The sequence below is a fragment of the Streptomyces sp. NPDC020845 genome (genome assembly GCF_044334165.1).
GTDB lineage: Bacteria > Actinomycetota > Actinomycetes > Streptomycetales > Streptomycetaceae > Streptomyces.
Map to the genome: position 1 here is coordinate 536,908 of NZ_JBIRSJ010000003.1, position 25,256 is coordinate 562,163.

Sequence of the window (25,256 nt, forward strand, 5' to 3'; positions counted from 1 at the left end):
GCCCCGAACCGCGCTTCGCTCAGCGCTCCGCGGCGAACGCGACCAGCCAGGCCAGTGGGGCGTTCCAGTTGATCGCCACCTCGTTGGTCGAGTACGAGCCGATGTCGTCGATGTAGCACTTGGCCGCCGCACACCCCGGCAGCTTCTCCTGCGCCACCGGGTCTTGCAGGGCCGAGTCCGGACCGCCCGCGAGCGACCCGGCGGGCGGGTTGGGCAGCGAGGCGTCCGCTTGGTGGGCCCAGAAGCGGTGGTGCTGGTTGTGGGACGCCTGCTCGCCGTAGCCGGACACATAGGACTGGCCGAGCGCGTTGCGGCCGAGCAGATAGTCCAGCGTCTCCAGCGCCCCGTCGCGGTAGCGCCGGTGGCCGGTGAGCTCGTAGGCGACGGCGATGACGGTCGCGTTGTTGCCCACCTGGCCGTTGGAGCCCCACACATAGCCGTCCTCCGGCAGCGGCACCGCGTAGCCCTGGCGGGACATGGCGTCCAGATAGCCGTCGGCGGCCGAGACCACCGAGGCGCGGACACGCGCCCGGTCGTCGGCGGCCAGGCCGTTCGGGACGGTGGCCAGGGTGATCCGGCCGAGGGCCGCGGTGTCGGGCCAGGCGAAGCCGAGCGGGGTGAAGGCGTCGGCCGAGGTGTGGAAGGGCGAGGAGGTGACCGCGTCCCGGTACGGGCTCTCCCCGGTGGTCGCGTACAGCTCGGCCGCTGCCCAGTAGAACTCGTCGTCGACCCGCGTGTCCCCGTACGCCCCGCCACCGGTGCCGTCCGAATCCGGGGCGAGCACGTTCGGGTTGGCCTTCGCCGCGGTCCAGGCGCGGCGGGCGGAGGCCAGACAGCGGGCGGCGAAGGTCTTGTCGTACGGCGCGAACACCCGGGCGCACTGGGCCGCCACCGCCGCCAGGTTGAGCGTGGCGGCGGTCGACGGGGCGTGCAGCTCGCGCGGCTGGGAGTCCTGCTCGGGCCGGGTCGGCAGACCGGTCCACTGCGCGTCATGGATCTTGTGGAAGGCCATGCCCGCCCGCGGCTTGCCCTCCGGGATCTGCATCCGCATCAGGAACTCCAGCTCCCAGCGGGCCTCGTCCAGCACATCGGGGACGCGGTTGCCGCGCTCGGGCACCCGCAGCGTGGCGTCCCCGAGCGCCGACTCGTGCCCCGAGCGCTTGGCGCGCTCGAAGGAGTTCACCGTCTGCCATACCGCGATGCCGCCGTTGACCACGTACTTGCCCTGGTCACCGGCGTCGTACCAGCCGCCGCGGACATCCCGGGAGTAGTCGCACACCCCGGTCTGGCACGGGACACTGGTGTCCCCCTTGTTCGGCGCGATACCCAGGTGTCCTGCGGGCCGGGCGTACGCCGCCCCCGCCAGCGACGCCTGGATCGGGATGCCGCTGCGCTGCTGGTAGAAGAAGGACATCGCGTCCGAGCGCAGCGCGTCGTACAGATCCGCGCGGATGTCGAAGGGATGGCTCGCCTGGCCGTCCACGGTGAGCGTGTAACCGGTGCCCGTGCCCTGGTACGTGGAGAAGTCGACCAGGTGCGTGGCGTCGCCCGAAGCGGTGTCGGCACCGTGCACGGTGGTGGTGCCGGAGGCGGCCACCGCGCCCGTGGCGTCCCGCAGCTGCCAGGGCAGCGCGGTGGTGGCGGGGGTGACTACGGTGGCGCGCTTGGGGCCGGAGGGCAGATATCCCAGCTGGTTGACCTGGACGGCGGAGGGCGCTGCCGCGGCGGCTGGGGTAGCCGAGGTGGCGGGGGTGGCCGGAGCGGCTGGGGCGGCTGGGGCGGCGATCAGCAGCAGCGCGCCGGCCAGCAGAGCGGCGGCGCCGCGGGCACCGCGCGGGCGGGGGCGAGCGGGCATGGTGGACCTTTCTGTCGCGGCCGGTGTCCGGCCGGCGCGGGTGTCGGGTGGCGGTGTTTCAGGCGTCAGGGTCAGGAGCGGTAGACCGTGGCTTCCTTGGCCGTGGCGCCGATGCCGCCTACGCCCTTGAAGATCCGCCGGCCCCAGCCGGTGAGGGCGGCCGGGTCGAAGTTGGTGGTCATGTCGAGGTATTCGACCCCGCCGCTGTTGCCGCTCCAGGACCAGCCCAGATAGCCGAGCCCGAGCGACTGCGCGGTTGCCATGATCGCGTCCTCGTCCGGGTTGCCGTCGGAGTGGTTATGGCCGAACTCGGCGACCACGATGGGCAGTTTGGCGTTGACGAAGCGGGTCAGATAGTCCTTGACCTCGGCCGCGGTGTCGAACACGCCGTACATGTGGATGGAGAAGACCGTGTTGTGGTCCGGGTCGGCGGCCAGCACCGAGGCCGCGTTGTCGCGCATGGTGAAGGTCCAGTCCTGGCCCCAGTTGGGGGCGTCGGCCATCAGCGCGTTGTGGATCCCGGCGCCGCGCAACTTCGCGATGGCGGCCTTGGTGTCCGCGGTCCAGGCGGTGGCGTTGTTGTTGCCGTACGGCTCGTTGCCGAGGTTGACGACGACGTAGTTCTCCTGACCGGCCAGGGCGGAGCGGACACCGATCCAGTAGTCGGCGGCGCGGGCGAGGGTGACCGCTCCGCTCTGTTCGCCGTAGCCCGTGGTGTCATGGGCCTCCAGCACACAGATGAGCCGGTTCTGCTTGCACTGCGCGACGACGTTCGCCACATCGGCCGTGTCGTTCTTCGTCCAGCGGTCCCCGGTGCTCAGCACCACGCGCACCGTGTTGGCCTTCAGAGCCTTGATGTCGGACAGGGCCTTGGTGGTCCTGGACGCGTACCAGGTGTGGGCGTGGTTGACGCCGCGCATCACGAAGTCGCTGCCGTTGCCCTCGACCAAGCGGCCGTTGCTGACATGTAATCCGGTGGCCGCGTGGGCGGTCGGGGCGAGGGCCAGGACGGACATCAGGACGGCGGCGATGGCGCCGAGTGCGGTGCCGGTGCGGGTGGGGCTGCGCATCATCGACTCCCGGGGGTGCTCGGGGCCCGGTCCGCCGGACCAGGGGTCAGCAGCTTGGTGAGCGCGGGGTACCAGCGCGCGGCTATCTTGTTGTCGCCCGTGGCGTTGGGGTGCACCCCGTCGTAGGTGTCGGTGGCCGTGGAGAAACCGCTCCACTGGTCCACCGCTATCACGGGGGAGCGCGATGTGCTCTTGGTGGCCGCCCATCCGGGGATCTGGGCGTTGAGCGCCGTCACCCGGGCGGCGCACTCCGGACATGAGCCGGGGTTCATGGGGAGGATCTGCGCCACGAGGACCTTCATGTTCGGGTTGCTCTGGCGCATCTGGTCCACGAGCGTGCTGTAGGCGGCCAGGATCCGGTCGGGGGCGATATTGCTCCAGACGTCGTTGGTGCCGAAGTGCATGACAACGATGTCCGGTTGCGTGGCGGAGAGCCAGCCGGGCAGCTGGTTCTGCTGGGCCACGGCCGTCGCCAGGAAGCCGCCGTGGCCCTCGTTGTCGCCGTCGTACGGCACCCCGCAGCCCTGCGGGCCGAGCGTCCCGACGAAGTCGACGGAGGTGTAGCCGGTGCTCTGCAGCTTGTTCCACAGCACCGCCCGCCAGCATCCGGGCGAGCCGGTGATCGAGTCGCCCAGCGGCATGATGCGCACCGGAGCGGCGGCAGCGGTGGCCGCGGTGTCCGACGTGGTGGTCGCGGTGTCCGGTGCGGCGGTCGCGGTGTCCGGTGCGGGGCCTACGGGCCGCAGCGCGGTCAGGGCCAGGGTCAGCGCCGGGATCGCCAGGAGTGTTCTCAGAAGCCTCGTTCTCCGCACGGGAGTTCCTCCTCGGCTCGGTGGGGGGTATGGGAGCGCTCCCAATCGTGTGTAGCCACGTTGCTGAGGTGCGTCAAGAGGCTGGGCGGATGAGAGTGACCGGCCGGTGACGGCCGGTCAGAGTCGTCAAACCGGTCAGAGTCGTCAAACCCGGCGGGCCAGGGTGCGGCGCGCCGTCTCCGCCATCGCCTCGTCCACCATCCGCCCCTCGAACAACACCGCGCCCTCGCCCCGTGCCTGGGCCGCCGTCACCGCCGCCACCAGCCGCTCGCACCGCGCCAGCTCCTCGGCGTCCGGCGAGAACACCTCGTTGACCACCGCCACATGGGACGGGTGGATCACCGTCATCCCCTCGTACCCCAGCGCCCGGTTCTGCTCCGCGAAGCGCCGCAGCCCCCCGAGGTCCGCGACATCCGCCCACAGCCCGGCCACCGGATGCGGGCTGCCCGCGGCGCGCGCGTCCAGCAGCACCCGGGCGCGCAGCGGATGGGTCTCCTCGCCGCCCGGGCTCCAGCGGTAGCCGACCGCGCGCTCCACGTCCCCGCCCGGGGCGGTCAGCGCGCCCAGGTGCGCCACCCGGCCGGCGGCCCGCCCGATGTCGTACGCCTCGCGCAGCCCGCGCGCCGTCTCCAGCAGCGGCACCAGCGCGATCCGCCCCTCGGGCAGGCCCGTCTCGCGTTCGCACCAGGCCAGCAGCCGGTCGGCGATCCGTACGTCGTCGGCGCAGCGCACCTTCGGCAGCACCACGCCGTACAGCCCCGGGCGGGCCACCGCGCGCAGGTCCTCGGCCCCCGCCCAGCCCGACCCGTGATCCAGTGGGTTGATCCGTACGAGCAGCCGCATCGGCGCCGGTGTCCGCGCCGCCCGCTCGACGGCCTCGGCCACCGCCTCCCGCGCCGCCTCCTTCGCGCCCCGCGGTACCGCGTCCTCCAGGTCGAGGATCGCCGCGTCGGCGCCGGCCGCCTCGGCCTTGGGCAGCCAGCCGGTGCGGCTGCCCGGTACGAAGAGCAGCGAACGCAGCGGCTCGCGGTCCCCGTCGTGGTCGATGGAGTGGTCAGATGACACCCTGGCCCTCCAGCTTCGCCAGCCGCTCCCCGTCGATGCCCAGCCACTCCCCGTACACCAGGCCGTTGTCCGCGCCCAGCGCCGGGCCGGTGCGCCACACCGCACCGGGGTTGCGGCGGAAGTGCGGCAGCGCGGCCTGCATCCGGACCGGGCCGAGGTCCGGGTCGTCGACGGTGACGACGTCCTCGCGTTCGGCGTAGACCGGGTCGGCGACGATGTCCGCCGCGCTGAACACCCGGGAGGCCACCACCTCGGCGCGTTCGAAGGCCGCCAGGCACTCGTTTGCCGGGCGCGCCGCCACCCACGCGCGCAGCGCGTGATCCAGCCGCTCCCGCCCGGCGTGCTGCGCCTCCACGGTCGCGTACGCCTCCTCGTCCAGGCCCAGCAGCCGCACCACATTGAGCACCGAGCGGGTGGTGGCCGAGGTGACCGTCAGCCAGTCGCCGTCGCCGCTGCGGTAGGTGTTGATGACGGCGGCGGGCGCGACGGCCAGTTGGTTGCCGGCCCGCTCCGGGGCCGCGCCGAGCTGGTCGTACGCGATGATCTGCCACTCCACCAGCCGGAACAGCGGCTCGAAGAGGGCCAGGTCGATCCACTCGCCGTCGAAGTGCGGATCGGTGTCGCGGCGGTGCAGCGCCGCCAGGATCGCGAACGCGCCCATCAGGCCGGTGACCGCGTCCCCGTGCGAGAACCCGGTGTGCACGGGCGGCCCGTCCGGGAACCCGGTCAGATGCACCACCCCGCTGCGGGCCTCGCCCATCTTGCCGAACCCGGGGGCGTCGGCCCGTGAGGAGGTCGCGCCGAAGCCGGAGATCTGCAGCAGGATCGCCTTGGGGTTGACCGCGTGCACGGCCTCCCAGTCCAACCCCCAGGCGCGCAGCCGCCCCGCGCGCAGGGTCACGATCACCACATCGGCCCAGGCGATGAGGTCATGGGCGATCCGCCGCCCCTCCTCGTGGTGCAGATCCAGGGTGACGGAGCGCTTGTTGCGGCCCGCGACCTTGAACCACAGCGGCACACCGTCGCGCCGGGGCCCCATGGCGCGGGCCGCGTCGCCCGTACCCGGGGGCTCCACATGCACCACATCGGCCCCTTGGTCGGCGAGCATCGCTCCGGCGAGGGGGCCCGCCACGACGTGGGCGAACTCCACCACCTTCAAGCCGGTCAGCTGTCCCTGCTGTCCCTGCTGTCCCTGCTGTCCCCGGGGCCCCTGCTGTCCCTGAGGCGCGCGGCTGTCGTTGTCCATACGGTCCATACGGGTCAGGCTGCGGGGTCGGCCATATGCGGGTCCAGCAATGAACGGGCATCAATTCATGCGGATCTCACAATAGTTCCGGGCGGCCCTTTCACCGCGCTTCGCCGTCCTCCCAGAAGACCCCGTCGGGGAGCCCATGACCCGCGTCGCGGAACTCCTCCAACTGCTCCAGAAAGCGGCGCGCCCCCGGTGGCAGCGCCCGCCGCGCCGGAAGCACCACATGCAGCCGCCGCTCCACCACCGGCTCCACCAGCGGGCGCCGCACCAGCTTCCCCGGGGGCACCAGCGGATGCACCAGGGCGGGCATCGCGGACACCCCCAGCCCGGCCGCGACCAGTCCGCCCACCGTCGCCACGCTCGACGCCTCCGCCGCCGGGTCCGCCGACAGGCCCGCCTGGGCGAAGGCCGCGTCCGTCATCCGGCGCACGCTGGAGTCCGCGCCCACCGCAAGGAACGGCTCGCGGCCCAGGTCCGCCCAGCTCACCTCGGGCTTCTCGGCGAGCGGATGGTGCTCGGGGAGTACGGCGTCGAACCGGTCGCGGACCAGTGGGCGCAGCCGTATCCCGGCCGTACGCCGGGCCACGGTGGACACGGCGAAGTCCGCGTCGCCGTCCACGACCCGCTCGAGCACCGGGCGTTCAAGCCCGTCCAGCAGCCGTACGGTCACCTCCGGGCGCCGTGCGCGGAAGGCGGAGATCACCGGGGGCAGCAGCACGGCCGCCACCGAGGGGAGGGTCGACAGCGCCACCGTGCCGCGCTCACCGGAGACATAGCGCCCCAGCTGTGCCAGCCCCGCCCGGTGCGCGGACAGGATCTGGTCCGCGATGCGCAGCGCCTCGGCCCCGGCCGGGGTCAGCTGCACATTGCGGGTGTCGCGCTCCAGCAGCCGCATGCCGAGCGTGCGCTCCAGGTCCGCGACGGCGCGGCTCAACGAGGACTGGGACACATGCATGTCGGCCGCCGCGGCGGTGAAGCTCGCGGCGCGGGCCACCGCGGCGTAGGCCGCGAGCTGGCGCAAAGTGACGTCCATCATGAAGCGGGAGAGTAGACGCGGGAGGCGCGCGGGGGAACTGTTGCGCTAAACGCATAGAGAGATCTGTGTTCGATGCTGGACGCGGATCTTTCGCCGCTCGGAAACTCATCGGCAACGCGTCCGAGGTAAGAGAAAGCGAGCGGGCCATGTTGGCAGCACTGGGCTTCTGCACGATCGGCGGCTTCCTGCTGCTCACCATGACCAAACGGGTCTCCGTCCTGGTCGCCCTGGTCCTCACCCCGGTGATCACCGCGGTCATCGGCGGATACGGGGACGATCTCGGCCCGATGGCGCTTGACGGGCTGTCCAAGGTCGCGCCCACCGGGATCATGATCGCCTTCGCGGTGCTCTACTTCAGCCTGATGGTCGACGCGGGCCTGTTCGAACCGCTGATCCGCGGCATCCTGCGGATCGCCCGCAGAGACCCGCTGCGTATCACCGTCGGCACCGCCGCCCTGACGGTCTGTGTGGCGCTCGACGGGGACGGCGCGTCGACCTTCCTCATCACCATCTCCGCCATGCTGCCCGTCTACCAGCGGTTGGGTATGAGCCGGCTGGTCCTCGCCGGGGTGGTCGCCCTCGGCGCTGGCGTGATGAACATGGTGCCGTGGGGCGGCCCCACCGCCCGGGCGGCCGCCGCGCTCAAGCTGGACACCTCGGATGTGATCACCCCGCTGCTGCCCGCCCTCGCCGCCGGCATCGTCTGGGTGCTGCTGGCCGCGTATCTGATCGGCCGCCGCGAGCGCCGCCGGCTCGGGGAACTCGACGCGCCGCAGGCCGAGGCGGCGGTGGTCGGCGACGGCCCCGGTACGCCCCGGGTGGCCACGCGGGCCGGCACCGCGCTGACGGTCTTCAACCTGCTGCTCACCGTCACCCTGCTGACCTGCCTGGTGCTGGAGGTCATGCCGCTGCCCGTGCTGTTCGTCCTCGCCTTCGTGATCGCGCTGCTGGTCAACCACCCCGGCTGGGAGGAGCAGCAGGCCCTGCTGGAGAAGCACGGCAACAGCGTGGTGCTGGTCACCACCATGATCTTCGCCGCGGGGGTGTTCACCGGCATCCTCACCGGCACCGGAATGATCGAGAAGATGGCCCAGGCCATGGTCGAGGTGATCCCCGACAGCCTCGGCGGCCATCTGCCGGTGCTGGTCGCGGTCACCAGCATGCCGCTGAGCCTCGTCTTCACCCCCGACGCCTACTACTTCGGCATCCTCCCGGTGCTGGCCGGCACCGCCGACTCCTTCGGCACCGACCCGGCCGAGGTCGCCCGCGCCGCCGTCCTCGGCCAGATGACCACCGGCTTCCCGCTCAGCCCGCTCACCGCCGCCACCTTCATCCTGCTCGGCATGAGCGGCGTACAGCTCGGCGAACACCAGCGGTTCATCTTCCGCTGGGCCTTCGGCACCACGCTCGTGATGACCGCCGCCGCCCTGCTGACCGGCGCCCTGCCGCTGTGACCTCACCTTCAGGAGTACCTGTGCCCAGACCCGTACGCCGGTCAGCCGCGCTCGCGCCGCTGCTGGCCGCGGCGCTCACCGCCGCCCTCGTCCCGGCCGCCACGGCCGCGCCCGCCGCCCCCCGCGCCGGGCTCCCCTCCTACATCAGCGCGCTGAGCTCCGTACGGTACGACGGAGCCGGCGACGACCTGCTCACCGCCGGGCTCGGCTTCTCCGGGCTGAGCACAGCCACGCCGCCCGCCCCGGCCGACCCCGACCGGCCCACCGCCGCCGAGCTGCGCCGCCAGGCCATCTGGGCCTCCGCCGGGCTGTCCGCCGGGTCGGGCGGCGGCCTTGGGCGGCTGTACGGGCCGAACGTCGACCGCGGCCGCCCTGTGCCCGGCGACGGCAAGGTCGCGGGCGTCGAGTACCGCGCCGTGGCGGGCAGCGGCTCACACAGCGTCAGCTTCGTCGTCCAGGTCCCGGACGACTTCGACAGGTCCCGCCCCTGCGTCGTCGCCGCGCCCGCCTCCGGGCTGGGCGGCGTCTACAACATGGTGGGCACCGCCGGGGCCTGGGGGCTGCACCGCCGCTGCGCGGTCGCCTACACCGACAAGGGCATGGGCCCGGCCTTCGACGATCTGCACTCCGGCACCGTCATGGCCTACGACGGCACGACCGGCCCCCGGGCGCAGACGGCGGACCGCGCCGCGTTCGACGCCGGGCTGAGCGACACCGAGCGGGCCCGGTTCGACGCCGAGCGCCCCTACCGCGTCGCGTACAAGACGGCGCATGCCAAGACCAACCCGCAGGCCACCTGGGGGCGCGATGTGCTGCGCTCGGTGGAGCTGGCCCTCGCCCTCCTCGACCGCGACTGGCGCCAGGGCGCGCCCCGCGCCGGCTATACGCCCGCCACCACCACCGTCCTCGCCACCGGGGTCTCCAACGGCGGCGGTGCGGCCGTCGCCGCAGGCGAGGACGACCACGGCGGGCTGATCGACGCGGTCGTCGCCTCCGAGCCGCAGATGAACCTCGCACCGCTGAACGGGATACGGGTCACCCAGGGCGGGCGCGCGGTGCCGGCCGCCGGACTGCCGCTGATCCGGTACGGCTCCCTCGCCTCGCTGCTCCAGCCGTGCGCCGCGCTCACCGAGCCCACCGCGCCCGGCTACTCCTCCCTGGACACCGCGGCCGCCCACCGCCGCTGCGCCGCCCTCGTCGGCGACGACCCCCGGCTGATCTCCCGGCGCGACGCGAAGCGTGCGGGCCCTGACGGGCTGCCCCGGCTGGCCCAGGAGGCCCTGGTACGCGCCGGATACCAGCCGCAGTCCAGCTATCTCCAGCTCGCGCACTACGATCCGCAGACCCCCGCCTCGTACGCGATGAGCTTCGCCCGCGCCTCGGTCGTCGACTCCCTGTGCGGCTACGGCTGGGCCCGCACCGACGCCTCGGGCACCCCCGTCCCGTACCGCACCGCCGAACTGGCCGCCGCCTTCGGCACCAGCTCCGGCCGGGCGCCCGCGCCCGGGGTGCTGATCGACGAGAACTCACCGGGCGGGCCCGTCGCCGACGCCAAGTCCCAAGGCCCGGACGGCCGCCACGACTACAACCTGCGCGGCGAGAGCTGCGTCTACCGGCTGGCGTTCAACAAGGCCCCGCGCGCCGAAGGGGAGTGGGCGGCGCGGCTCGCCGAGGGTCTTGACGCCACCCGGCGCACCGGCGATCTGCACGGCAAGCCCGCGCTGATCGTGCACGGCCGCGACGACACCCGGGTCCCCGTCAACCACAGCACCAGGCCCTATCTGGGCCTCAACTCCCGTGCCCAGCACGGCGCCGGGACCGTCGCCTATGTCGAGGTCACCAACGCCCACCACTTCGACTCCACGGCACCCGGCTTCGACAACCGCTATGTGCCGCTGGGCTACTACTACCAGCAGGCGCTGGACCTGATGTGGCAGCGGCTCACGGAGCGCGGACAGCTGCCGCCCAGCCAGGTCGTACGTACCGTCCCCCGGGGCGGCGAGCCGGGCCACGCCCCGGATCTGACGGCCGCCAACGTCCCGGACATCGCGGACCGCCCGGCCGCCGGGGACCGCGTCAGGATCGCGGGCGAGACGGTACAAATCCCCGGCTGAGCCGACTGACCGCCACGGCCGGACCGCGCGGCCGTCACCGCCAGGCCCTCACCGCCGGGCGGCCGTGGCCGGCCGCCGGGGTTCGATGACCGTGACCCCGGCGCCGGCCGCCGCCCCCATCGCCATCAGCGCCTCCGGCACCTCGTCGAGCCCGATGGTGTCGGTGACCAGCAGATCCGGCCGCAACGTCCCGGCCTCGACCATCTCCATCATCGGCCCGTACGCGTGCGCCGCCATGCCATGGCTGCCCAGCAGCCGCAGTTCGAGCGCGATGACCCGGTCCATCGGCAGCATCGGGCTCCCGGCGGCCGGCGGCAGCAGACCGACCTGCACATGGCGGCCGTGCCGCCGCAGACTATTGACAGACGCGGCGCAGGTCCGCGGGGAGCCCAGCGCGTCCAGCGAGACATGGGCGCCGCCGCCGGTCGCGTCCGCGACCGCGTCCGCCACGGACCCCAGGGTCGAGGCCGCGTCCACGCACACCTCCGCCCCGAACCGCCGGGCGAGGGCCAGGGCGCGCGGTGAGATGTCCACCGCGACCACCCGTGCCCCCGCCGCGGACGCGATCATGACCGCGGACAGCCCCACCCCGCCGCATCCGTGCACCGCGACCCATTCGCCCGGGGCCACCCGGCCCTGCGCCACCACGGCGCGGAAGGCCGTCGCGAAGCGGCAGCCCAGACCGGCGGCCGTGGTGAAGGCCAGCTCGCCGCGGATGCCGACCAGGTTCACATCGGCGTTCTCGATCGCGACGTAGTCGGCGAAAGAGCCCCAGTGGGTGAAGCCCGGCTGGGTCTGCCGCTCGCACACCTGCTGCGCACCGTCCGCGCAGGCGCCGCAGCGCCCGCACGCGCAGACGAACGGCACGGTGACGCGCTGCCCGGGGCGCCAGTTCAGGACCTCGGGCCCCACCTCCTCGACCACCCCCGCCAGCTCATGGCCGGGTACGTGCGGCAGCCGGATGTCGGGGTCGTGCCCCATCCAGCCGTGCCAGTCGCTGCGGCACAGCCCGGTCGCCTCGACGCGGATGACCGCGCCGCGTCGCGAGGGAGTCGGATCCTGGACGTTCCGGACCTCGGGCCGGTGCCCGAAGGCATCGAAGACCACAGCGCGCATGGACCCGCTCCCTCGCTCAGCCGCACATGGTGGGGGCCGTAGAACCTACACCACGTTCGACTCAGGGCGACCGGCCCCACCCACCGACGGCGGCTCCGCGCCCGGCCGGGTGCCCCAGGCGGACGGCTCGGTGCCCAGCCGGTGGGCGAGCGAACCGCCGTGGGCGACCGAGGACCAGGGCAGCCAGGTCCGCGGCAGGTCCCGTCCGTTCAGCGACACATCGCGCACATAGCGCCGCTCGTCGCTCGCACCGGGCGCGGTGACGGTGAGCGTGCCGCCCTGCCGGGTGCCGTAGCGGCCGATACGGCCAACACGGACCGCCGCCGAATCGAACTGCGTGCTGGAGACGGCCAGGAAGTCGCCGCCGCTCATGGTCGGGTTGGAAGCAGTTCCCGGATGTGTAGGCCGGCGTCGGCCGTTTCGGACAGGTCAGGGTGTTGTGGTCGGCGGTGAATGATCTGGCCGGCGGTCATCTTCGGCCCTTCCTGCACAGATGGGATCAGTTGTTCTCCAATCGCTGTCATGTGCTTCCCGGGGTGTGGGGCGGGGGTTAGCTTCGGTTCGTCGAGATCATCACGGGTGGGTGGGGGTGCAAGGCGATGGGCAAGCGGGCGCGGGGAGCGAAAGGGCGGGAGCAGCGCCCCTACCGTGCGCTGTCCGTCCCGTTCGTGGTCGCCCCGCCCTCCGGGTGCCGCATCCGCACCGGCCTGCACCTCTCGCCCGCCGACGAGGAGGTGCTTCGCGCGGTGGGCACTCACCTTGGCGCTCTGGCGGGGGCGGATCTGGCAGCTCGGGTGCGTATCGGAAACTGGGCCGTGGGCGGCGCGGCAGGGCTTTCCGCCGCATGGTGGCGGGGATCCCGACGGCCAAGTTTCGTGACCGCCTGTCCGGGATGGCCCACCACGCCGGGCTCTCCGTGATCGCGGTCGACCCGGCGTACACGAGTAGATGGGGCGCCCAGCACTGGCTGAACCCCTTGAAGGAGCAGACTTCTACCGGCTCGACGACCGTCGTGAGCGGGCATCATGCCGCCGCGGTGGTCGTCGGCAGACGCGGTCTGGGCCGTACGGCCCGACGCAGGCATGACGGACCCCGCCAAACCCCTGCCACCACCGCCTTGCGGTGTGCTGAGACAGGGGCCGTGCGACCGGAGGATCGCACCGGGACAACCGCCCCCGCAGCGTCGAGTCACCACACCTCAGACCGTACGGAGCGGACAGCTCCGGCACGGACCTCGCGCAGCACCCCCGTGGTGCGTCAGACGCGAGCGCGCCCACCCGGAAAGCACCCGCCCCACGGCCCCAACACCGTTCGGGGCCCAGCATCCACGACCAGCAACTCAAGCTGTCCGGAATGCCCGATACGGCCAATACTGGCCAATCAGCTTAGGAACGGTGCGTGGACCCTAGCACGGGCGCCGCGCCCGGGGGAGTACGGCGAACGAAGCCCGTGCCAGGGCCGCGAGGCTCGGCTCAGCGGTTGTGCCGTTGGCCCTCCGCCAGCTGGCGGGTCGTACGGTCGGCCCCGGAGTTGCGCTGGGCCACCGCCGCCAGGCTCGGGAAGAGCCCGCCGAGGGCGCTGCCCAGGCGCAGTTCGAGCGGCGCGATGTTCACCTCGGCGCGGTCCCGCTCGATGGCGCGCAGGGTCGCCACCGCCACCTGGCGGACGGAGACCGTACGGACACCGGGGGGCGTGGTGGCGCCGGAGTCCGCGAACATCCCGGTGTCGCGGACGAACCCCGGCTGCACCACCGAGACCCCTACCCCGGTGCCGTGCAGATCCTGGCGCAGCCCGAGCGCGAAGCCGCGCAGCCCGAACTTGGACGCGTTGTAGAGCGCCGCCCCGGGGGAGGCGGTGCGGCCCGACAGCGAGCCGATCATCACGATGTGGCCGGAGCCGGACGCCACCATCCGCGGCGCCAGCGCCCTGGCCAGCTGGAGCGGGGCGCGCAGATTGACCTCCAGGGCGCGGTCGACCTCGTCGGGGGCGTAGCCGAGGACTTCACCGCTGGACGGCAGCGCCGCGTTCGCGATGAGGATGTCGGCATCGGCGGCCTCGGCGATCAGGTCGTCCACCTGAGCCCGGTCGGCCAGATCGGCGACGACGGCCCGGGCGCCCAGCCGGTCGGCCAAGGGCTGCAACACCTCCTCGCGGCGGCCGGTGAGCAGCAGCTTGGCCCCCCTGGCCGCGAGGGCGCGGGCCAGTGACTGCCCGATGCCTCCGGTCGCTCCGGTGAGCAGGACGGTCGCGCCGCCGATCCGCATGCGTGTCTCCTCCGCGTAGTGGGCTTGTCCGGGTGGTGGCCGTACGGCCGGTCAGGACTACCGGACGAACGGTACTGCCCGACGGCGCGCGGCTCATGTCACGACCACCCGGGGTCCATGCCGCTCACCCGCGCGATGGCCTCCACCTCCATCCGGTCGCGCTCCTGCTCGGCCCCGAAGTCCACCACCAGCCGCAGGCCATGCGGCCCGAGCAGGCTGGTCAGCTCCTCCAGCTCCCGGCTGAGGGCGGGGGTGAACCGATCCTGGTCGCGCGGGGAGAACGCCACGTCAACACTGCCGCTGTCGCTGCCGCCGTCGCGGCGGTGCACGATGGCGTCGTTGATACCGCGGAGGATGCGCAGCAGGAGGTCGTACGAATCGGGGTCCAGACGGTTCTGGAGCTCGGCCAGCCGGTGGGCGAACTGCTTGGCGCGCTCCAGGAAGTGCTCTTCGTCCATGACACCATCGTGACGAAAACCCGTGCCATACGCGTCAGTTGCAGATGATTTTACGGTCGACTCTAGATATTGCCGGTGATTGTGCTGTTCAACCCGTACACTCGGCGGGCGTTGCCCGCGGCCACCAGGGCCGCCACCCGCTCCGCGTCCGCCGCGCTCCAGGCGCCGTCGCGGACCCAGCGGGCCAGAGTTGCGTCCAGGGCCTCCCGGAAGAGCAGCGCCCCGACCGCGTACAGCTCGGGCAGGCCGTAGGCGTCGGTGGAGAAGAGCACCTTGCCGAAGGGGGCCACCTCCAGCACCTCGGCCAGCACCGCCCCCGCCCGCGCCCCGGTGTGCGTCAGGGCCAGGCCCACATCGGCGTACACATGCGGATACACCGCGGCCAGATAGGCGGCGCCGCGGTGGTACGGATAGCCGTGCAGCAGGATCAGCGGGCAGCCGGTGGGGCGCACGGCGCGGATGAAGTCGGTGAGCAGCAGCGGGTCGCAGCGGTCGAGGCGCAGATCGGGGTCGCCGAACCCGGTGTGCAGCTGCAGTGGCAGGGCGGTACGCGCGGCGGACCACAGCAGATGGCGCAGCAGCACCGGATCGGCGAGCCGCGCCGCGTCCGGGTCGCCGCCGTCGGTGCGGGCGGCCAGCCAGCGGTCCGCCGCCGCGCGGAGCGCGGCCGGGGCGGGCGGTGTGGGCGCGAGGTCGAGACCGTAGCGGTAGGCGGCCACCGACTTGAACCCGGCGGCGGTGAGCGCGGCCCCCCGTACGGCGCCGTCGAGCGTGGCGAGGAAGGAGTCGGCGGTCCGTGAGGCGTCCGCGACCCGCTCGGCGAGGTGTTCCAGGCGTACGATCTCGCGCGCCGCGCCTCCGGCGGCCTCGGCCACTTCCTGAGGGCTCATAAGATCCCCGGGCAGCCCGGTGTCCACCAGAAACTCGGTGATACCGGCGGCGCGCAGCAGCCGCCGGGTGACCTCCGCCGCGCCCAGCTCGCGCCGCCGGGCGAGATAGCGCTCGGGCGGGCAGTGCGGCGGAAGACCCAGCAGCGGCGGGCACCAGCGGCGCACCGCGAATCCGAGCTGGGTGTCGAAGTAGCTGGTGCCGGGCGCGGCGGGCGCGTCCGACTCGGTCAGATACGCCTCGAACGCCGCGGCGTCCGGCTCGCCGCGCAGCAGGCCGTGGCAGTGGTGGTCCACCAAGCGGCCCCGGGGAAGTAGGGGTGGGTTCCCGCGTCGTCTGGTCAGGGGGCACCTCCCAGCGGTAGCTGGGGGAGCATCGCAAGGCGGAGGAGCGCCCTCGTACTGGGCGTACTTGGGCGACTCCGACAACGCGGCGAGGTGCCGTGCCAGGCGGCGTGGGGGCGTGCCTCTACTTCCTCGGGGTCGCTTAGGGGCGGCCGGGGCCGTGCCGCGCCGTGGCCGGACATGGCTCAGTACCTCCAGCGGGTGGCCTCGGCGATGTCCTGCGGGCTCGCCCCCTCGAACAGCTCGGCCTCGGCGCGGCGCACGGCGGCGATCGACTCGAAGAGCGGATCGCCCAGCGCCTCGCGGAGCGTGTCCGAGGCGTCGAAGTGTTCCAGGGCGGCGGGCAGCGAGGTCGGCAGCCGCTGCTCATGGCCCGCGTGCACCGGGTCGCCGGCCACCGGAGGGGGCAGTGTCAGACCGGAGTCGAGCCCGGCGAGCCCGGCGGCGATGACCGCGCCCGTCAGCAGATACGGATTGGCCGCCTGGTCGACACACTTGACCTCGGCGTTGGCCCCGCTGGGGTCCTCCGGCGCCCCCGCCACGAAGCGCAGCGCGGCCTCGCGGTTCTCCAGCCCCCAGCACTGATACGCCCCGGCCCAGCGGGAGGGCTCAAGACGCAGATAGCTGGCGGGCGAGGGGGCGCCGATGGCCAGCAGGGCGGGCAGCGCGCGCAGCACGCCGGCCAGGAACGCCTCGCTGGTCGCCGTCATACCGCACGGCCCGTCCCCGTCGCGGCACAGATCGCGCTCGCCCTGCCACAGGCTCAGATGAAGATGGCCGCCGTTGCCGACGGTGTCCGGGGTGACCACGGGCGCGAACGACGGCGCCAGGCCGTGCTGTGCGCTTACGCCCCGGATGGTCTGGCGCACCAGCACGGCGAGATCGGCCGCGCCGACCGGGCCCGCGGGCGCCACGGACACCTCGAACTGCCCCTGCGCGTACTCGGGGTGAATCTGCAACACCTCGACCCGCTGGGCCTGGAGGGCGTCGAGCACATCCGCGAGATAGTCGGAGAGATCCACCAGGCGGCTCATCCCGTAGGCGGGCCCGGCGGTGGGGTAGCGCGGCTCCGACTCCGGCGCGTCGGCGGTGGCGACGACCCACTCGGTCTCGAAGCCCATGAGCACCCCAAGGCCGCGCTCCCGGGCCCGCTCGGCCATCCGGTGCGCGAACCGGCGCTGGCATACCGGGTGTTCCCGCCCGCTCACGTCGTACCGGTCCGCCGGGGCCCAGGCCCAGCGGGGCTGGGCGGCCAACGGGGTGAGCCGGTCGAGGTCGGGGAAGAGCCGCAGATCGCCGTCGGGGCCGCCGATGTGGCGGCTGGTGGTCATGGAGTCGTCCACCAGGAAGACATCGAAAACGGGGGACATGCCGACGCCCCACTGCGCGGCGTGTTCGAGCCGGGCGGTGGGGACGGCCTTGACGCGGGTGAGGCCCGCGTTGTCCACCCAGGTCAGCGCGGTGCCGACGATCCCCTGGGCGGCCAGCTCCCCGGCTGCCTCGCGTGCCCGGGCCCGAGCCTGTGCGCGGTGTTCGGTGTCCACGGGCGGCTCCTGTCCGGGGTGCGCTCATCCGGTGTGTTCGCGGGTCATCGAGGTCTAACGCGCGTGGCTCACAAGCGTTACGATTGATGACATGTCCAGAACAAATCCGGAAACCTTACACTCGGGAGCCGACCAGTGATCAAACGCAGGACCGTACTCGCCGGCGCCCTGGGCCTCACCGGCGGCCTCGCACTCGGCACCGCCGCGGAAGCGGCCCCCGCCGACTGGTCCCGGGCCGTGGTGGACTCCACCATCGCCCGCAAGCCCGACCCGAAGTCGCTCGGCGGCTGGGGCTACACGCAGGGGCTGTTCCTCTACGGCACCTACCGCGTGTACCAGCGGGTCAAGGAGCCGTCCTACCTCGCGTACATCAAGGGGTGGGTGGACACTTACGTGGACGCGGGCGGCCACATAGACCACAGCTTCAACAACCTCGACGCCATGCAGTCCGGCAACCTGCTGCTGATCCTCCACAAGGAGACCGGCGATCCGCGCTACCGCACCGCCGCCGACCAGATCCGCACCCGCATCACGACCTATCCGCGTACCTCCGACGGCGGCATGTGGCACGCCACCAGCAAGACCAACGAGCTGTGGGCGGACGGCGTGTTCATGGCCCAGCCGTTCCTGCTGCGCTACGGCATCGCGTACGGGGACGAGGCCTACGCGTACGACGAGGTCGCCCGCAATCTGGCCGTGTACTTCACCCACCTCAAGGCGTCCAACGGGCTGCTCTACCACGCCTTCGACGCGGACGGCGACGCCCCCTGGTCGCCCAACCCGACCACCGGCACCTCCGCCTACCACTGGGCCCGGGCCATCGGCTGGACCGCGATGACCCATATCGAGGCGCTGGATCTGCTGCCCGCGGACCACCCGCGGCGCGCCGAGCTCATCGCCAACGTCAAACACCTGGCCAAGGGGTTCGTCCGCTACCAGGACCGGAACACCGGCCGCTGGTTCCAGGTGGTCGACAAGGGGAGCGAGACGGGCAACTGGACCGAGACCTCGGCCTCCAGCATGTACACCCTGATGCTGCACGCGGCGCTGGAGCGCGGTTACATCACCGGTGGCGACTATGTGTCCGCGGCGCGCCGCGGATATCAGGGTGTCCTGAAGAAGGTGAAGGTCAACTCCGACGGGCTGACCGACATCACCGACATCAGCGAGGGCACCAACGTCGGGGATCTGGCCTACTACTTCGGCCGCAAGCGCAACACCAACGATCTCCATGGCCTGGGCGCCTTCCTGCTCATGAATGAGCAGCTCGCGTACTGACCACCCGCACGGTCGCGCTCCGCGGCGGACCGCGGAGCGCGACGTGAGGTGAGGTGTCCGGGCGCCGGTGGCGAAGACTACTTCAGCTCCACCTGGAACACCTTGTCCGCGCCGTCCGGCTCCCCGCCGTTGTTGTCGGCGTTGGTCGTGGACAGCCACAGGGTGTTCTTGCCCGGGACGGTCTCGACGGTGCGCTGCCGCCCGTACTCACTGACGTAGTACGCCTGCGGGGTGCCCGCGGAGGTGCCGTCGACCGGGATCCGCCACAGCCGCTCGCCCCTCAACGCCGCCATGTAGAGGGCTCCGTCGGCGTAGGTGACCCCGCTGGGCGAGGCATCGCCGACCGACCACTGGCGCTTGGGGTTGGTCATCCCGGAGGTGGAGCAGTTGCCCTCGCAGGTCGGCCAGCCGTAGTTCTTGCCCGGCTCGATGAGGTTCAGCTCGTCGTACTTGCTGTTGCCGAGCTCGGCCTCCCACAGCCGCCCCGCCGAGTCCCAGGTGAGGCCCTGCGGGTTGCGGTGGCCGTAGGAGTAGACCAGGGTGCCGAACGGGTTGCCGGGGGCGGGCTTGCCGTCCGTGGTCATCCGCAGGATCTTGCCGTTGAGCGCGTTCTTGTCCTGGGCGAGGTCGGACGTCTGGGCGTCCCCGGCGGTGGCGTACAGATAGCCGTCCGGGCCGAACTTGAGGCGTCCGCCGTTGTGGTACTTGTTCTTCTTGATGCCGCTGACCAGCGTGGTGTAGCCGCTCAGCGAGGAGCCGTCGAAGGTCATCCGGGCGATCCGGTTGCCCTCGGACGCGGTGTGCATGAGGTACACGTAGTGGTCGGTGTTCCAGTTCGGGGAGACCGCGATCCCCAGTAACCCGCCCTCGCCGCTGGTGGTCACGACGTTGGGCACCGTGCCGACCTGGGTCTTGGTACCCGACTGGGTGAGCTTGAACACCTTGAACGAGTCCCGCTCGGTGATCAGCGCCGACCCGTCGGGGAGCCAGCTGAGCCCCCAGGGGATCGACCAGCCGGACGAGACGGTCTTGATACTGGACGGTGCCGAGTCGACTCTGTCGGACGAGGCGTTGCCCGTGCCTGCCGTTCCGACCAGCAGCCCGGCGGCGAGTGCGGCGGCGGTGGCCGCCACCACGAGGTTCCGATGGCTCTTCATCGCGCGTCTCCTCCTACTGGAGCTTGTACGCCTTGAAGTTGCGGGTGAGCAGGTAAGTCGTCTGCAGTCCACTGCTGTTGAGGCTGCGGTAGATGCCCCACTTGGGCCGCAGATAGTTCTTGCCGCGCCACATGTCGAGACCCGTGCGCTTGTACTTGGCCACGGTCTTCCCGTCGGTGACGACCGACCAGTCGATGTATGCCCCGGAGTCGGACGCCTTCACCTCGACCGACACATCGCTCCACTTGCCCTGGATCGGCGACATATCGGCGGCCCCGGCCTCTGTCAGGTTCTCCGCGTCGTCCGAGGTGCGCATCTCGACCTTCGGGCCGTTGTCGTGCTGGTGCAGCGACATGGTGAACAGCGGGGCGGCGACGTCCCCCACCTTGATCTGCATGATGTGGGTGAAGCCGGTGGTCGCGTCCAGCGTGTCCGGCACATACATCTGGTACTGGACCCGCCAGGTCTCGTCCTTGAGGATCTTCACGGCGGCGCCGTTCTGCCGCATGCCCCTGACCTCGTTGCGCTGGCGGTCGGTGCTGGTGTCCACGTCCTTGGGATAGTGGATGTCGGTGCGGAACCCGCCCCCGCTCGGGTAGATATGGGTGACCCCGGGGTGGGAGTCGGCGCGGTCGTCCTCGGCGCCCTCGAAGGAGTCGGCGACGCCGGCCCCCGACGCGGGGCTCCACTTGAGGCTCCAGGAAGCCGTGGGTGCCTGCCGTGTGCGCTCCGCGCCGTGGGCGGCGACTGTGGTGGGGAGGAGCAGCGCGACCGCCGCCGCCAGGGCCGCCGTGGTGCGGGGCCCGGGCAGCCGTTTGCGCTTCATCAGTGATTCTCCTGTCTGACCTTTGGTCATATCCATGAACTGACTGGATATGGAGAGGCCGCGGTGGGGGAGTGACGCATGAGGTGAATCGCTGTTGAGGGGGACTGTAAAGAAACGTTCCTATCCCGTCAACAGCCCGGCGCGGGTTCGTGGTTCTGCCGCGGTTCAGCCGCGGGAGACCCGGAACACCACCGTGCCGTGCGCGGGCACCGAGGCGCTGATCGAACCGGTCGTGGTGCTGGTCGCCTTGGACCACAGGTCCTTGAGCCCGTACGAGGACGAGCCGCCGAGGCCGATCGCGGTGGCCGTGGTGGAGATCGTCTTGGTGGACGAGTTCTCGTTGAGCAGGGCGACCGCCCGGTCGCCGTTGGCCAGTTGCTTGGTGTACACGACCTTGCCGCCACTGGAGGACACGATGGTCGCCTGCTTGCCCAGGGTGTCCTGGTCCACCGCGATGAGGTCGGTGTTCTTCAGGATCGACTGGGTGGTGGCCGAGGCGTCACGGATATCGCTGCCGATGAGCAGCGGCGCCGCCATCATCGCCCAGAGGCTGAAGTGGGTGCGGTACTCGGTGGCGGTCATCCCGCCGTTGCCGACCTCCAGCATGTCCGGGTCGTTCCAGTGGCCCGGGCCCGCGTACTGCGCGAGGTCGTCGTTGATGTGCACCTTGTCGATCATGCTGGACCACTTGTCGCTGATGTCGCCGGTGGTGCGCCACAGATTCCCGACCGGCTCGCCCCAGGTCCACACCTTGGGGTTGGTCTGGCCCCATTCGCAGATGCTGTACGCGATCTTCCGCCCGCTGGCCGCGAGCGCGTCGCGCATGGCCTTGTAGCGCTGCTGGGCGTCCACGCCCTGGTTATTGCAGTTGTCGTACTTGAGGTAGTCCACGCCCCAGGACGCGAACTGCTTGGCGTCCTGCTTCTCGTGGTTCAGCGCCCCCGGGAAGCCGGCGCTGTTGCAGGTCTTGGTGCCGGCGCTGGTGTAGATGCCGAACTTGAGCCCCTTGGAGTGCACATAGTCCGCCACGGCCTTGATGCCGTTCGGGAAGCGGGTGCGGTCGGGCACCAGATTGCCGTCCGAGTCCCGGCTGGGCTCCGCCCAGCAGTCGTCGATGTTGACGTACTCGTAGCCGACGTTCTTGAGGCCGAGCGAGACGAAGGCGTCGGCGACCCCCTTGACCATGGACTCGTTGAACGAGGAGTCGCAGTGCGTGGCGTTCCAGTTGTTGAAGCCCATGGGGGGCGTGCGGAGCAGGCCGTTGTCCAGCGCGGCGGCCTGTCCGGCCCCGGCGGTGAGCGTGAAGGTGATGGCGGCTGCCGCGGTGGTCGCGGTGGCGGTGGCCACCGCGACCAATGAGCGGAGTCCGCCGGATCGTACGTTTCCTCGCATGATCATCTCCTCCGAACGCAGCTGAGGCATCCGTGTGCGATGCATCGCGGAAGGTAGGAGGTGTGGTCTGCCGAGTCAAGGATTGGTACGGGCCAGAAGATGACCAGAGGCCGCTCGGTGGCACGCCTGCGGCTAACTACCTGCGATTTCTGCTGACTTGATAAGTGATAATCCGTCAGGTCGGGCAATAGAGATCGGAGGATTTTTGTGTCCGCCCCATTGACCCGGGCCAAGTGGCTCGCAACTCTTCAACAGAACACCACCCCCGAACACCACCACTCGTCTCCCCTCGCCCGGTACCGACAGCCCCGGGGAAGGAGCCCCATGAGCCGCAGACCGCGCGGACGTCTTCGCGCCTGGCTGGCCACCGCACTGCTCGCCGTCGGCACCCTCCTCTTCGCGGGCCCCGCCCCCGCGCGGGCCGAGGTCGTGCATGCGCGGCAGCAGTGGCTGCGCGACTCCCAGGCCGGACTCTTCCTGCACTGGGGCATGCGCACCTCACCGGGCTACACCAGCTGCTCCGCCTGGGAGAAGGCCGTGACCGACGGCGGCTGGAACGCCGACTACTGGGTCGGCGAGGCCGAGAAACTGCATGCGAAATACCTCGTGCTGGCCTCCTTCCACAGCCGTCTGGGGTACTCCCGCGCCTGGCCGTCCGACATCCCCGGCAGCTGCTCCACCAAACGCGACTTCCTGGGCGAGCTGATCAGCGCCGCCGACGCCCGGGGGCTCAAGGTCGTGCTCTACATGACCGACGATCCGCAGTGGCACGACGAGGGCGGCCATGAATGGCTGGACTCGGACGCGTACTCGGACTACAAGGGGCGCGATGTCGATCTGACCACGCGCGACGGGTTCGGTGAGTTCTCGTACGACAACTTCGTCGAGGTCATGCGGAACTACCCGAAGCTGTCCGGCTTCTGGATCGACAACGACAACGACTACTGGATCGACCACGGCCTCTACGAGAAGGTCCGCGCGGACCGCCCCGGCTGGCTGCTGAGCAACAACAACGAAGACACGCCGATCATGGACACGGTCAGCAATGAGCAGAAGACCGGCATGACCCCGGCCTATGACTACCCGCAGGCGGTCTGGAGCCCCCAGCCCCGGCTGACCGAGGCCTGTTTCAAGCTGCCCAGCAGCGGCGCCTGGTGGTACAGCGGCACCGACTCGGCGGTGGACCAGGCGCTCACCCTCCGCCGGCTGATCGCCAACTCCGGCTCCTCCGTCAAATCGCTCATGGCCGAGACCGCTCAGGTGAACGGCCGGTTCCCGAGCAAACAGGAGGCGTTCAACAACGTCGCCAAGACCTATCTGGACGCCATCTGGGGCTCGCTGAACGGCACCGAGGGCGGCGGCTACAGCTACGGCGGGCTCGCCCCCGGGGCCTGGAACGACGGGGCCCACGGCGTGACCACGGTCTCCAAGGCCGATCCGGATCTGCACTTCGTACACGTTCTGACCAAGCCCTCCGGCACCACCCTGACGCTGCGCGACAACGGCTACCGGGCCCAGCGGATCACCGACTTCCGCACCGGTAAGCAGCTGAATTTCAGCCAGGGCGGCGGCAAGATCACCATCACCGGGATCGCCGACTGGGACCCGTACGACACGGTCCTCAAGGTCGAGACCGACGGCAGGCAGGGCCTGATCCCCGCCGACTCCATGACCGCGAGCGCAAGCTCCTCGGCGAGCGGACACCCGGCGTCCGCCGTCCTCGACGCCGATCCCCAGAGCTACTGGGACAACAACACCAAGCTCCCCGTCTCGCTCATCTTCGATCTGCGCTCCGCCAAGAGCATTCAGTACCTGGCCATCAACCAGCGGGAATGGTCGGTCAGCTACGCCCGCTCGGACACCGAACAGTCCGCCCGCATCCGCGACTACCAGATCCAGGTCTCCAGCGACGGCACCGACTGGGGGAGCGCCGTCAAAACCGGCACCCTCCCCAGCGCCCGCGGCGTGCAGTTCATCGACATCCCCGCCACCACCAAGCGCTATGTCCGGCTCACCGTCAACAGCACCTGGGCCGCCGCCACCGACACCAAGCGCTACAAAAAGCTGCTCATCGACGAGGTGCGGATCGGCTCCGGCTATGCGGGGAAGAGCTCATAAGACCCCTGAACCCCTCGCCCCCTCTCACCCCCCGGCACCCCTTCACCCTCCGTGCGGATCCGCGGGAAACCGTCCCGTGGATCACCCCCAACACACAGGAAGGCAGGTACGGACATGAACGAGACCGTGCAGCGCAACGAACCCCAGTCGAGGCGCACGGCGGAGCAGGCCCGCCCCCGCATCGAGGAGACGGCCTGGCAGACCCCCGACTACGTGGTCGTGGACACCGCGTTGGAGGTCACCGCCTACTCGCTGACCACCCGCTGACGGCGCCGCCATGCTGCTGCGCGTGCTCGGCACCGCGGCGGGCGGCGGACTGCCTCAGTGGAACTGCGCGTGCCCCGGTTGCTCCGGGGCACGCGCCCACCCCGGCCGGCGCCGCCGCCACGCCTCCCTCGCCGTACGGGCCACCGAAGGCCACTGGTACCTGGTCAACGCCACCCCCGACCTCGGCGACCAGATCGAGGACTGCCCGGAACTGCACCCCGGGCCGCGGCCCCGCCAGACCCCACTGGCCGGAGTGGTCCTCACCGACGCGGAACTCGACCACACCCTCGGCATCGCCCGGCTCCGCGAGGCGGCCGGCGGCGTCGACGTACTCGCCACCGCGCCCGTACGCCGCGCCCTGCTCGACGGCCTCCACCTCGGCGATGTCCTGGGCCCGTACACCACCCTGCGGTGGCGTGACCTCGACGGCGATCCGATGCCCCTGGCCGAGGGCTCGCCGCTGACCGTCAGCGCCGTACCGGTCTCCGCCAAACGCCCGCGCTACGCGGCGGACATGGAGGCCGACGTGGCAGGGGACGACGCGTGGGTGGTGGCGCTGCGCCTGGCCGACCGGGACACCGGCGGGTCCCTGCTCTACGCCCCCGCCCTCGCCGCCTGGCCGGACGCCTTCCAGCGGGCGGCCGCCGAGGCGGACTGCGTGATCGTCGACGGCACGTTCTGGGACGACGAGGAGCCCCGGCGCTCCGGGTTCTCCACCCGCACCGCCACCGGTATGGGACATCTGCCCATCGACGGCCCCGGCGGCACCGCCAAGCGGCTCGCCGAACTGCCGGGCCGCTGCCTCTACACCCATCTGAACAACACCAACCCCCTCGCCGACCCGGCGGCGCCCCAGTACGAGGCGCTGGCCGGGCTCGGTCTCGAGGTGGCCGCTGACGGGATGGTGATCGAGCTATGAGCGTCGTACGCGCGGCCGCCGGGCCGC

The 25,256-nt window shown here is 71.4% G+C and carries 19 protein-coding genes and 2 pseudogenes; 6 read left to right on the forward strand and 15 right to left on the reverse strand.

Features of this window, described 5'->3' with window-relative positions; translation table 11 throughout:
* Positions 1-19: 19 nt before the first annotated feature.
* The 6 genes and pseudogenes from ACH4U7_RS09525 to ACH4U7_RS09550 form a co-directional block, all read right to left on the reverse strand.
* Positions 20-1,855 carry a glycoside hydrolase family 9 protein gene (locus tag ACH4U7_RS09525; protein WP_398527385.1) on the reverse strand — a complete coding sequence of 612 codons (1,836 nt, stop codon included), beginning with the start codon at positions 1,853-1,855 and terminating at the stop codon, positions 20-22.
* A 71-nt stretch (positions 1,856-1,926) separates the two neighbouring features.
* A complete protein-coding gene (locus ACH4U7_RS09530; RefSeq protein WP_398527386.1) occupies positions 1,927-2,928 on the reverse strand; it encodes a glycoside hydrolase family 5 protein in 1,002 nt (333 codons plus the stop codon).
* Positions 2,929-2,933: 5 nt separating this feature from the next.
* Positions 2,934-3,719, reverse strand: a pseudogene (locus ACH4U7_RS09535) (SGNH/GDSL hydrolase family protein); the annotation flags it as partial.
* 162 nt (positions 3,720-3,881) lie between these two features.
* Positions 3,882-4,802, reverse strand: coding sequence for an HpcH/HpaI aldolase/citrate lyase family protein (locus ACH4U7_RS09540; RefSeq protein WP_398527387.1), 921 nt, complete (start codon positions 4,800-4,802; stop codon positions 3,882-3,884).
* Positions 4,792-6,057 (reverse strand): CaiB/BaiF CoA transferase family protein, encoded by a 1,266-nt coding sequence (locus ACH4U7_RS09545; RefSeq protein ID WP_398527388.1) that lies wholly within the window; start codon positions 6,055-6,057, stop codon positions 4,792-4,794. Before ACH4U7_RS09545 ends, ACH4U7_RS09540 begins: the two co-directional genes overlap by 11 nt.
* 91 nt (positions 6,058-6,148) lie before the next feature.
* Positions 6,149-7,087, reverse strand: a complete 939-nt coding sequence (locus tag ACH4U7_RS09550) for a LysR family transcriptional regulator (protein ID WP_043489464.1) — start codon at positions 7,085-7,087, stop codon at positions 6,149-6,151.
* 149 nt (positions 7,088-7,236) lie between these two features.
* Between ACH4U7_RS09550 and ACH4U7_RS09555 the strand changes: the two genes are divergently transcribed.
* Together ACH4U7_RS09555 and ACH4U7_RS09560 are read left to right on the forward strand one after the other, a co-directional pair.
* Positions 7,237-8,544 carry a CitMHS family transporter gene (locus ACH4U7_RS09555; protein WP_398527389.1) on the forward strand — a complete coding sequence of 436 codons (1,308 nt, stop codon included), beginning with the start codon at positions 7,237-7,239 and terminating at the stop codon, positions 8,542-8,544.
* A 20-nt stretch (positions 8,545-8,564) separates the two neighbouring features.
* Complete coding sequence (locus ACH4U7_RS09560; RefSeq protein ID WP_398527390.1) at positions 8,565-10,658, forward strand: 3-hydroxybutyrate oligomer hydrolase family protein; 2,094 nt, start codon at positions 8,565-8,567, stop codon at positions 10,656-10,658.
* 48 nt (positions 10,659-10,706) lie between these two features.
* On the opposite strand, the gene ACH4U7_RS09565 is transcribed toward ACH4U7_RS09560, so the two are convergent.
* From ACH4U7_RS09565 to ACH4U7_RS09590, 6 genes are all read right to left on the reverse strand, one after another.
* Positions 10,707-11,774 carry a zinc-dependent alcohol dehydrogenase family protein gene (locus tag ACH4U7_RS09565; RefSeq protein WP_398527391.1) on the reverse strand — a complete coding sequence of 356 codons (1,068 nt, stop codon included), beginning with the start codon at positions 11,772-11,774 and terminating at the stop codon, positions 10,707-10,709.
* Between the two features lie 45 nt (positions 11,775-11,819).
* Positions 11,820-12,146: a glycoside hydrolase domain-containing protein gene (locus ACH4U7_RS09570; protein ID WP_398527392.1), complete on the reverse strand. Its 327-nt coding sequence runs from the start codon at positions 12,144-12,146 to the stop codon at positions 11,820-11,822.
* Positions 12,147-13,246: 1,100 nt separating this feature from the next.
* Positions 13,247-14,038 (reverse strand): SDR family NAD(P)-dependent oxidoreductase, encoded by a 792-nt coding sequence (locus tag ACH4U7_RS09575; RefSeq protein WP_398527393.1) that lies wholly within the window; start codon positions 14,036-14,038, stop codon positions 13,247-13,249.
* Positions 14,039-14,136: 98 nt separating this feature from the next.
* The gene (locus tag ACH4U7_RS09580; RefSeq protein WP_398527394.1) at positions 14,137-14,496 is read right to left on the reverse strand and encodes a hypothetical protein; all 360 of its coding nucleotides are present in this window, start codon (positions 14,494-14,496) and stop codon (positions 14,137-14,139) included.
* A gap of 62 nt (positions 14,497-14,558) precedes the next feature.
* Complete coding sequence (locus ACH4U7_RS09585; protein WP_398527395.1) at positions 14,559-15,683, reverse strand: amidohydrolase family protein; 1,125 nt, start codon at positions 15,681-15,683, stop codon at positions 14,559-14,561.
* 230 nt (positions 15,684-15,913) lie between these two features.
* Positions 15,914-17,272, reverse strand: coding sequence for a glutamine synthetase (locus ACH4U7_RS09590; RefSeq protein WP_398527396.1), 1,359 nt, complete (start codon positions 17,270-17,272; stop codon positions 15,914-15,916).
* A 135-nt stretch (positions 17,273-17,407) separates the two neighbouring features.
* On the opposite strand from ACH4U7_RS09590, the gene ACH4U7_RS09595 reads away from it, so the two are divergent.
* Positions 17,408-18,550: a glycoside hydrolase family 105 protein gene (locus ACH4U7_RS09595; protein WP_398527397.1), complete on the forward strand. Its 1,143-nt coding sequence runs from the start codon at positions 17,408-17,410 to the stop codon at positions 18,548-18,550.
* 77 nt (positions 18,551-18,627) lie between these two features.
* Here ACH4U7_RS09595 and ACH4U7_RS09600 read toward each other — a convergent pair whose 3' ends face one another.
* The 3 genes and pseudogenes from ACH4U7_RS09600 to ACH4U7_RS09610 all read right to left on the reverse strand — a co-directional run.
* Complete coding sequence (locus tag ACH4U7_RS09600; RefSeq protein ID WP_398527398.1) at positions 18,628-19,707, reverse strand: PQQ-dependent sugar dehydrogenase; 1,080 nt, start codon at positions 19,705-19,707, stop codon at positions 18,628-18,630.
* A gap of 13 nt (positions 19,708-19,720) precedes the next feature.
* Positions 19,721-20,533 carry a hypothetical protein gene (locus ACH4U7_RS09605; RefSeq protein ID WP_398527399.1) on the reverse strand — a complete coding sequence of 271 codons (813 nt, stop codon included), beginning with the start codon at positions 20,531-20,533 and terminating at the stop codon, positions 19,721-19,723.
* Positions 20,534-20,707: 174 nt separating this feature from the next.
* Positions 20,708-21,931: pseudogene (locus tag ACH4U7_RS09610) on the reverse strand (glycoside hydrolase family 27 protein); the annotation flags it as partial.
* 318 nt (positions 21,932-22,249) lie between these two features.
* Between ACH4U7_RS09610 and ACH4U7_RS09615 the strand changes: the two are divergent.
* From ACH4U7_RS09615 to pqqB, 3 genes are all read left to right on the forward strand, one after another.
* Positions 22,250-24,043: an alpha-L-fucosidase gene (locus tag ACH4U7_RS09615; protein WP_398527400.1), complete on the forward strand. Its 1,794-nt coding sequence runs from the start codon at positions 22,250-22,252 to the stop codon at positions 24,041-24,043.
* A gap of 114 nt (positions 24,044-24,157) precedes the next feature.
* Positions 24,158-24,310 carry a pyrroloquinoline quinone precursor peptide PqqA gene (pqqA, locus tag ACH4U7_RS09620; RefSeq protein ID WP_014174696.1) on the forward strand — a complete coding sequence of 51 codons (153 nt, stop codon included), beginning with the start codon at positions 24,158-24,160 and terminating at the stop codon, positions 24,308-24,310.
* 10 nt (positions 24,311-24,320) lie between these two features.
* Positions 24,321-25,229, forward strand: coding sequence for a pyrroloquinoline quinone biosynthesis protein PqqB (pqqB, locus tag ACH4U7_RS09625; protein WP_398527401.1), 909 nt, complete (start codon positions 24,321-24,323; stop codon positions 25,227-25,229).
* The last annotated feature ends 27 nt before the right edge of the window (positions 25,230-25,256 follow it).